We start from the raw sequence: 8,610 nt of genomic DNA on the forward strand, positions 1-8,610 counted from the left end.
CGGCGCCGATCCTGACTAATCCTTCGCGCGCACGCGGTAGTCAAGCGGGGGTGCGGTGCGCTCCAGCAGCGGCACATAACGGAACTGCGCGCCCCGCCGCTGTGCGAATTCGTTCTTCGCCGCCGTCACCGTCTGTGGCGACTGCAACAACGCCACCGTGGTGAGCGCCAACACCTTCGCCGCAGTGAGCGCTCCCTTGGCGCCGATCGGTGCCCCCGATGCCGCCACCGCCTGCCAGCTGTGTGCCGGGGTGCCGGGCACCCAGGTAGCAGTACTGAGGCCCACGGTGGGTACGTTCCAGCTCACGTCGCCCACATCGGTGGAGGCGCCACCGGCCTGATCGTCGCGGTACGGCTCCAGCGTGGCCGCGGTGGCCAGGGCAGGTCGTTGCTGCAGGGTCTGCTGCAGCTGGGTGGCGAACGCGGTGTCGGCCGCGTCATACACCACGCCGCCCACCTGCTGCAGCGAGGCCTGCATGACGCGGCCCAACGCATCGTTGGGCAGCAGCGAATACACCCCGCCGGTGGGTTCGAACACCACCTCGGTGCCGGTGCCCATCGCCGCACCGCGCGCGGCCAGCTGCAGCCGCTCGATCACATCGCGCACCACCGCCGGGTCGACGTGGCGGACGTAGTAATACGCTTCGGCGGCATCGGGCACCACGTTCGGCGCAGCGCCGCCGTTGCTGATCACGTAATGGATGCGGGTGCCGTCGGGCACGTGCTCGCGCATCATGTTGGCCATGTGGTTGAGCGCTTCCACGCCATCCAGCGCCGAGCGCCCGCGATCCGGTGCGAGCGCGGCGTGCGCGGCGATGCCCTTGAAGCGGAACTTGCCACTGATGTTGGCCAGGCTGGTGCCCTGAGCGGCGGAGTTGGCCGCAGCCGGGTGCCAATGCAGCGCCACGTCCACGTCATTGAACAGGCCGGCGCGGGTCATGTAGACCTTGCCGCTGCCGCCCTCCTCGGCCGGCGTGCCATACACGCGCACCTCGCCGTCGTGGCCACTGGCCGCGAGCCACTGCGCCACGGCCTGCGCGGCGCCTACCACCGCGGCCCCGAACAGGTTGTGGCCACAGGCCTGTCCCGCGTCCTGGCCCGGAATGGGGCGGCGCGTGGGCAGCGCGGCCTGCGACATGCCGGGCAACGCATCCCTCTCGGCCAGCAGGGCGATCACCGGTCCGTTGCCGCGCTTGCCGTAGCGGGCCACGAACGCGGTGGGCATGCCGGCCACGCCGGCCTCGATGCGGAAACCGGCGGCGCGCAACTCGTCCTGCAGCAGTGCCGATGACCGGGTTTCCAGGTAGCCCAGTTCCGGCTGTGCCCACAGCTGCTGGCCCACCTCGGCCTGTCGCGTGGCGTAGGCATCCACCGCCGCCAGCACGTCATGGGAGGCATCGGCGGCGAGTGCAGGCCCGCCCACGATGCAGGCCAACATCGCCAGCGCACCCCGTGCGTGACGCCACACCACGTCAGTAGAACCGGACATTGTCGATCTCGAACCAGATCTTCGTGCCGGCAGCGCCGGTGCCGGTGAACACCAGCTGCTGCACGTCATCGCCTTGCCAGGCGGGCAACGGCCCCTTGGCGCGGTACGGCGGCTGCCCCTGCAACGCGTGGAAGGGAATGTCCACGGTCTGCCACGTGCCCGTGGTCGCTACCGGCGCGGCCCAGCGGCGGCCCTGCAGACCGCGTGCTTCCAGGCGCACGCTGGCGTCGCCGCGCACATCCACGCGCACGCCTTTCCAGCCGCGCACGTCGGCCGGTGCCACCGAACCGCGCGTCAGCGGCAGGATCACGCCTGCGTAGGCGTCGTCCTTGCTCGACAGCCGGGCCTGCATCGACAGCGCCTTGCCACCGCCATCGCGATCGATCACGTCGGTGACCTGCACGGTACGGTCGTTGCCACCGTCGGCATCGTCATTGCGCAGCGTGTCCAGCGCGGTGCGCTGGTCGGCGCGCTCGAAATCATCCACCAGCGCGTCGATGCGCAGCGGTGGCAGCGATGTGGCGCGGTTGCCTGCCGGCAGCTGCACGCCCTTGCCCACCACCTGCCGACCGGCCACGTAGACCTGCCGGGTGTTGCGGATGTCGCCAATGCGTTCCCACGGCTTGCCCGTGACCAGCAGCAGGTCGGCGCGCTTGCCCACCTCGATGCTGCCGCGATCCTCCAGGGCCAGTGCTTCGGCACTGGCGCGGGTGCCGGCCACCAGGGCCTCGGTCGGGGTCAGCCCGGCCTGCACGAACAGCTCCAGCTCGCGCAGCGTGGACGTGCCGTGCGGGGTGCCGGTCATGCCGGCATCGGTGCCAAGCACGATCGGAATGCCGGCATCGTGCAGGGTTTTGACGTTGCGCAGGGCATTGGCGAAGTTCGCCTCGCGCTGGCGGTAGGCCTCGGTGCCGGCGCGGGCCTTGCCGCTGCCATCCACGCGCTCGGGCAGGTACACCGCCAGCGACGGCGAATAGCGGGTGCCGTGCTGCTTCATCAGCGCAATCAGCTCGGCGTCGGCCGGGCCGTCCTGCACGCTGTGCGCCAGCGCATCCACCCCGGCACGCGCGGCGGTCTTGCCGCGTTTGACCATCACCGTGTGGGTGAACACGCGCAGATGCTGGCGGTGCGCCTCTTCCACGAGAGCCGTCAGGGTTTCCTCGTCCATGCTGCTGTTGTCGGCCGCGTTGGAGTAGCGCCAGCCGTCGGTGAACGCCTTGATGAAGTCCGGCCTGTAGGCCGCCACCTGCTTCACCGCCGCGGTGGCCGCCTCGGGCGAGTTGACCCAGCGGGTGGTGTTCTCATCGCCCCAGTCGGCGCCGTGGCCCAGCGGCGTGCTCATGCGCGCGGCGAACTTCACATCCGGCGCGGCGATGCGCTGCAGCCAGGCGCGGCGCGGCGCATAGGCCTCCGGCGGCTGGTGGAAATCGCTCACGGTGGTGACGCCAGCGTCGAGATAGCGGGTGGCGATCTGCGGCAGCGTCGACGGCTCGGCGTTGGGGGTCCAGTGGGTGTGCAGGTCGAACAGGCCCGGCAGCAGTGCCTGGCCCTTGGCATCCACCTGGCGGGTATGCGCCGGCGCCTTGAGGGCGGTGCCGATGGCGGCGATGCGCCCGTCCTGCACCAGGACACTGGCCGCATAGGGCGCACGCCCGGTGGCGTCGAAGACCATGGCGTTGCGGATCAGCACGTCGTTGTCGGCGGCACTGGCAACCACGCAGGCCTGGCCACTGGCCAGCAGCAGGGCGGTCAGCAGCGCCAACGGGCGCGCACGCGAAACAGTGGCAGTCATTCGGGCATCCCGGTTCATTGCAGTGAGCGCGGCGCGCTGTGGAAGGCGTTGTGCGGCGTGCGCAGCCAGACGTCGTTGCCCTGCTGGTCCACCTCCAGGCCGAGGCTGAGCGCGACGCTGCGCGCAAAGCCCAGCGGGTCATTGGCCGAGTACAGCCCGACGATGCGACGGCTGCCCACCAGCGGGTCGTCGATCATGATGCGCACATCGCTGTAGCGCTGGAACTGCGCGGCGGCCACCGACAGCGTGTCGCCATTGAATGACAGCATGCCCTCGCGCCATGCCAGCTGCTGGTCAAGGTCATCATGGGCAACGCTCTCGATGCGGATGCCATGGGTGCGGTTGGCCAGCGCGCGGTAGTTGGCCTGCAACCGGGTCGGGGCAACCGCGCCGGTGGCCGTGGCCACATCCACGATGCCCTCGCGCACCAGCACTTCCACCCCGTGCGTGCGTTGTTCGTTGAGGCTCACCGAAAAACTGGTGCCTACCGCGGTCACCGCGGTATCGCGCGCGGTCACCACGAACGGGCGGGCCCGGTTCTTGGCCACGTCGAACAAGGCTTCGCCGCGTAGCAGCGTGATCTCGCGACGCGCGTCGGTGTAGTGCACGCGCACCGCCGCGCCCGAATCCAGGGTGACCGCCGAGCCGTCGGCCAGCGGCACCCGCAGGATCTCGCCCTTGCGGGTGAGGTGGTAGTCGCCGGCATCGCTGTGTTCGTGCACGCCCAGCGCCAGCAGGCACAGCGTGGCTGCCAGTCCCATGGCCCATTGCAGCCGCGGCCGTGGGCCGTGCACGCGGGTGTGTGGCACGCGGTCGGCGCTGCCCAGCGCGCGCGCCCGACCGGTGCGCGCGTACACCGCGTGGGCACGCGCGTAAGCGCCGAAATGGCGGCGGTCGGCCGCCAGCCAGCGGTCACGCTCGGCCACCTCGTCCGGCGCCAGCGCGCCGCGATCCTCGCGCGCCACCCACTGGGCGGCCTGGTCGTCGATCGGGTTGGTATCAGCGGTGCCGTGCATGAACTGCCTCCGTGCTGTCCGGTTTCCCTGTGGACCCTGCATCACCCGCATCCTGTTTCATCGATTCCATCAACAACCGAATACCCTTGCACACGTGCTTTTCCACCGTGTTTTCGCTGATCTGCATGCGCTCGGCGATCTCGCGCTGCGAGAACCCCTCGACCCGTCGCAGGATGAACGCCTGGCGGCATTTGTCCGGCAACTGCGCGATCAGCGCGGTGACTTTGTTGAGTTCCTGGCGCGAAGACGCCAGCCGTTCCGGTGAGGCGTCCTCACCGGTGATCGGCAGCCGGTCGAACTCGGCCACCATTTCAATCGATACCACCTGGGCGCGCCGCAACTGCTGCAGCACCACCGATTGCGCCACCTGGTAGACGTAGGCCCGCGGTTGCCGCACGTGCGATACGTCGGCCATCGCCGCCAGGATCGCGTAGGTTTCCTGCACCACATCGTCCACGTCCTGCGCCTGCGCCATGCGCCGCCGCAGCCAGTCGCGCAGGCCCCGCTCGCACGGCAGGACATGCTCGGCCAACCACAACGCACGCTCTGCTGCCACTGTTGCGCCCATTTGAACTCCTGCTGCGCTGCCCGGCAGTGACCGGGCAGCGATGTAAGGAACCACCTGCGGATCAGAACGCCTTGGTCACGCTGGCATACCAGTAGCGCGGGTACGCCTGGTAAACCGCCGAGGAGTAACCATAGCTGTCATCGGAGACCGGTGGCCGCTTGTCGGCGATATTGTTGGCCCCCAGCTTGACCGACACCCCGTTGAACAGGCCCTCGCGGTTGAAGTCGTACTTGACGTAGGCGTTGGCCAGCGTCTGCGACTTCACCGTCCACGGCGTGCCATCGGCCAGGGTCAGGCTGGTTTCGTGGTAGCTGCTGGCATAGCGTGCGCTCGCCCCGATGCTGAGGTTCTGGTACCGCCAGGTGAGCGTGCCACTCCATTTCCACTGCGGGTTGCCGCCGTCGCCGATCAGGTCGCCGCCGCCGGTGATGGCGATCGACGGATCGACCAGGCCGGTCGCCTTGGCATCTTCCAGCGCCTGAAGCGCCGGCGAGCGGTCGCGGTAGAACTCGATCAGGCGGGTGCCGTTGATGCCTACGTCGAACCGGCCGATGCGGGTGTCCGGCGAGCTCCAGGCCACGCTGTAGTCCACCCCGCGCACGGTCTGCGGCTGCATGTTGACGTACTGGTCGGTGACATACAGCACCTTGCCGGCGGCATCCAGGCCGGTACCGGCGAAGCGCGCGATGTCATCGGCGGTGGGCGCGGCGCGGACCACGTTCGGATTGCTGCTGCCCTGCTGGCGCAGCAGGTAGTCCAGGATCAGCCCGTTGCCTTCGCCGAACAGGCCGATGATGCCTTCCTGTTCGTACTTGTAGTAATCCACCGCGAAGGTGAAACGACCGAAGTCCTCGGGGATGAACTGCGGCTGGAACACGATGCCGGCGCTGGTGTTGGTCGAGGTTTCCGGCTTGAGGTCCGGGTTGCCCGAGCGCCGCGCGGTGGTGGAGGACCGGTAGGTGCTGCCACAGGCATTGATCGAGGCCAGCGCGCCTGAGCGCACGTCGGCTTCGCACTGGATGTAGTCGGTGCGGGTATTGGACCGGCTGACCACGGTGGCGTTGACCTGCTCCAGGTTCGGCGCACGGAAGCCCTTGGCCCAGGATGCGCGCACGGTAAGCCCGTCGATCACGGTCCAGCCCAGGGCCAGCTTGGGCTTGGTGACGCTGCCGAAATCGCTGTAGTGCTCGGCGCGCCCGGCCACCTGCAGGTCCAGCGCGCGTACCAGCGGAATGGACATCTCACGCGAGACCAGCGGCACCGAGAACTCGGCGAACAGCCCGGCCACGGTGCGCGACCCTTCGGTGTCCGGGGTCGGGCTCACCCCGTACATGTCGCTGGGGTAGCTGATGCCGGTGATGCTGTCGGTATAGGTGATGCTGCCGTCCACGCGCGCATCGCGGTCGTCGCGCTGGGTTTCGCGGCGCACTTCCAGGCCGGTGGCCATGCCCACGTCACCGGCCCAGGTGCGGAACAGGTCCGGGCGCGAGGCCTTCAGGTCCCACAGGTACAGCTCGGTCTCGCTGCTGCGGGTGGCCTTGTAGAAGAACCGGTCGAGCTTGGCGTAGTCGTTGCAGCCGCCGCAGAACGGGTTGTAGGCGGCCGAGGTGGCATCGGTCAGCGCCTGCTGGAACAGGGTCATGCTGACCGCGTCCTGGGTGTCGACAACCTTGGCCCTGGAATACAGCGCCGCGGTTTCCCAGTCGAACCCGAAATGGAAGCCGCGCAGGCCACCCAGCGCACGCACCTGGGTGTTCTTGACGTCGATCTGGGTGGGCCGCTCGAAGCGGTAGCTGCTGATGCTGACCGGAATGCCGCCGGCGGCCACGTTGAGGTTGGCCAGCCGGTTGGGGTTGGCGCTGCCGTCGGGCAGCGTGCTGGCGCCGAACGGGTTCCAGTAATTGCTGGCGGCCACGGTCATCGGCAGCGCGGCAATGGTGTTCACGCCGGACTGCAGGCTGCGTGCCTTGGACTGGTACCAGCCGGCCTCGCCGAAGGCGGTGATGCCGTTCTCGAAGTCATGCTTGCCGGTCAGGAACAGGTTGACGCGGTGCACGTCGGGGGTGATGGACAGCGGGAACTGGGCCTGCTGGTTGTCCAGCAGGTTGCGGTCGGCACCGGCGGTGGCCTTGCTGCCGGACTGCACGCACACGCCCTCGGCCATGGTGGCGTTGCAGCCCTCGTTGGTGAGCGGTTGCACGTGGAATGCGCCCGCGGCGGTGGTGAGGAAGGTACTGCCCTGGCGCACGCGCGGGCCGATCGCGGTGAAGTTGCCCCACGGGCTGTTGCTGTTGCGGTTGTCGGTGCCGCTCAGCCCGTCGAACGCGGTGCCGACGAAGTCGGGGGCGCGGTCGGCGCTGCGCGTCCAGTCCTGGTCGAGCGAGTTCAGGCCGGTGGTGGCGTAGTAGTTGAAGGCCAGGGTGACGTTGCTGCGCAGGTCCTGCGAGTTCTTGCCGACCAGGCCGTTGATGCCGATGTCACGCAGGTTGGTGCCTTCGCCGATGCCGCGCTGGACGCTGATGGTGCCGCCGTCCACATCGTCGCGCAGGACGTTGTTGACCACGCCGGCGACGGCATCGGTGCCGTAGATGGCGGCCGCGCCGTCAAGCAGCACTTCGACCCGACGCAGGTTGGCCACCGGGACGGTGTTGGCGTTGTAGGTCAGCACGGGGACGAGGTTGCCGTCGGCCTGGCTGGTGGGATGCACGACGGTGCGGCGGCCGTTGATGAGCAGCAGGGTGTTGCCGACGCCGAGCCCGCGCAGGTTGACCGAGGCGATGTCGCCGCGCGCATAGTTGGAGCTGTTGCCGCCGTTGGTGCCGCTGAAGGAGACATCGCCCATCTGCGGGATGGAGCGGTAGAGCTCGTCGCCGGAGACCGCGCCGGTGGCTTCGATCTGTTCGGCCTGCAGGGTGGCCACGGGCAGCAGGGCGGCGCTTTTGGCACCCTTGATCTGGGTGCCGACGACGGTGACGGAGTCGAGCGTGACCGGGGCGCTGCGCGCGGCATCCTGCGGCGCTGGCTCGGGGGCGACGGTGGTGGCCGAGGACTGCGCGGCGAGCAGTGCGCTGCCGCCCAGCGAGGCGAGCAGCGGGCGATCGGCGCGCAGTGTAATGGTACGGCCATCATCGGAGGCGACACTGAGCCCGGTCCCGGCGAGCAGTTGCGCCAGGGCCTGGCGGGCGTCCATCTGGCCTTTGAGGGCGGATACGGCGATGCCGCCGTCGCCAGCGGCGGGGCTGATGATCTGGATGCCGGCCTGGCGCGCAAACTCGGGCAGTGCTTCTTCGATACGCCCCCCGGCAATATCGAAACTGGCCTGCTGGGCCAGGGCGGGCGTGACCATGCCCAGCACCGACACCATCAGGCCTCCGCGGATGGCGCGGGCCAACGGCTGCAACTTGTACGAACGCATGGATACTTCCCCGTGAAAGTGAACATGAGCGGCGATGTTTCGTACCCCCCTGAACAATCCAGATGCACCGGCGTGCGTGTTCCGCCACTGGGTTTCGGTGTTCGCCGCGCTTTTGTTCCGTTCTGACTTTACGGGGTTGGGGTGGGTTTGGTTTTTTATTCGAAGCTTTTAAAGCTCTTGAGAGCCGGAGCCGAAGCCAGAGCCAGAGCCTTGGTGTGCGTGTTGCGCTGGGCTGGGCCGGGGCGTGTGGGTGTGCGGGACACGCTGCAAGTACGTCCATGTAAGCTCCGCCACCGCATCCATGCGGTGGAGGGTCCCGCACACCCACACG

General features: G+C 68.7%; 5 protein-coding genes. All 5 read right to left on the reverse strand.

The features are described 5' to 3' along the window. Nucleotides 1–15: 15 nt before the first annotated feature. Complete coding sequence (locus ABIA71_RS15015) at nucleotides 16–1,488, reverse strand: amidohydrolase (protein WP_354286214.1); 1,473 nt, start codon at nucleotides 1,486–1,488, stop codon at nucleotides 16–18. Beyond that, entirely contained in the window at nucleotides 1,472–3,280 is a 1,809-nt protein-coding gene (locus ABIA71_RS15020; protein ID WP_354286215.1) for an amidohydrolase family protein, read from the reverse strand. The genes ABIA71_RS15015 and ABIA71_RS15020 overlap by 17 nt, the downstream gene beginning before the upstream one ends. A gap of 14 nt (nucleotides 3,281–3,294) precedes the next feature. Then, entirely contained in the window at nucleotides 3,295–4,296 is a 1,002-nt protein-coding gene (locus tag ABIA71_RS15025; protein ID WP_354286217.1) for a FecR family protein, read from the reverse strand. Next, nucleotides 4,280–4,864, reverse strand: a complete 585-nt coding sequence (locus tag ABIA71_RS15030) for an RNA polymerase sigma factor (protein ID WP_354286219.1) — start codon at nucleotides 4,862–4,864, stop codon at nucleotides 4,280–4,282. The genes ABIA71_RS15025 and ABIA71_RS15030 overlap by 17 nt, the downstream gene beginning before the upstream one ends. 61 nt (nucleotides 4,865–4,925) lie before the next feature. Then, entirely contained in the window at nucleotides 4,926–8,279 is a 3,354-nt protein-coding gene (locus ABIA71_RS15035; RefSeq protein WP_354286221.1) for a TonB-dependent receptor, read from the reverse strand. Between the last annotated feature and the right edge of the window lie 331 nt (nucleotides 8,280–8,610).

The organism is Stenotrophomonas sp. 2619 (genome assembly GCF_040548725.1).
GTDB lineage: Bacteria > Pseudomonadota > Gammaproteobacteria > Xanthomonadales > Xanthomonadaceae > Stenotrophomonas > Stenotrophomonas maltophilia_AP.

Coding starts and splice junctions, on each gene's coding strand:
- ABIA71_RS15035 (WP_354286221.1), bottom strand. CDS start 8,279: ATGCGTTCGTACAAGTTGCAGCCGTTGGCCCGCGCCATCCGCGGAGGC.
- ABIA71_RS15015 (WP_354286214.1), bottom strand. CDS start 1,488: ATGTCCGGTTCTACTGACGTGGTGTGGCGTCACGCACGGGGTGCGCTG.
- ABIA71_RS15030 (WP_354286219.1), bottom strand. CDS start 4,864: ATGGGCGCAACAGTGGCAGCAGAGCGTGCGTTGTGGTTGGCCGAGCAT.
- ABIA71_RS15020 (WP_354286215.1), bottom strand. CDS start 3,280: ATGACTGCCACTGTTTCGCGTGCGCGCCCGTTGGCGCTGCTGACCGCC.
- ABIA71_RS15025 (WP_354286217.1), bottom strand. CDS start 4,296: ATGCACGGCACCGCTGATACCAACCCGATCGACGACCAGGCCGCCCAG.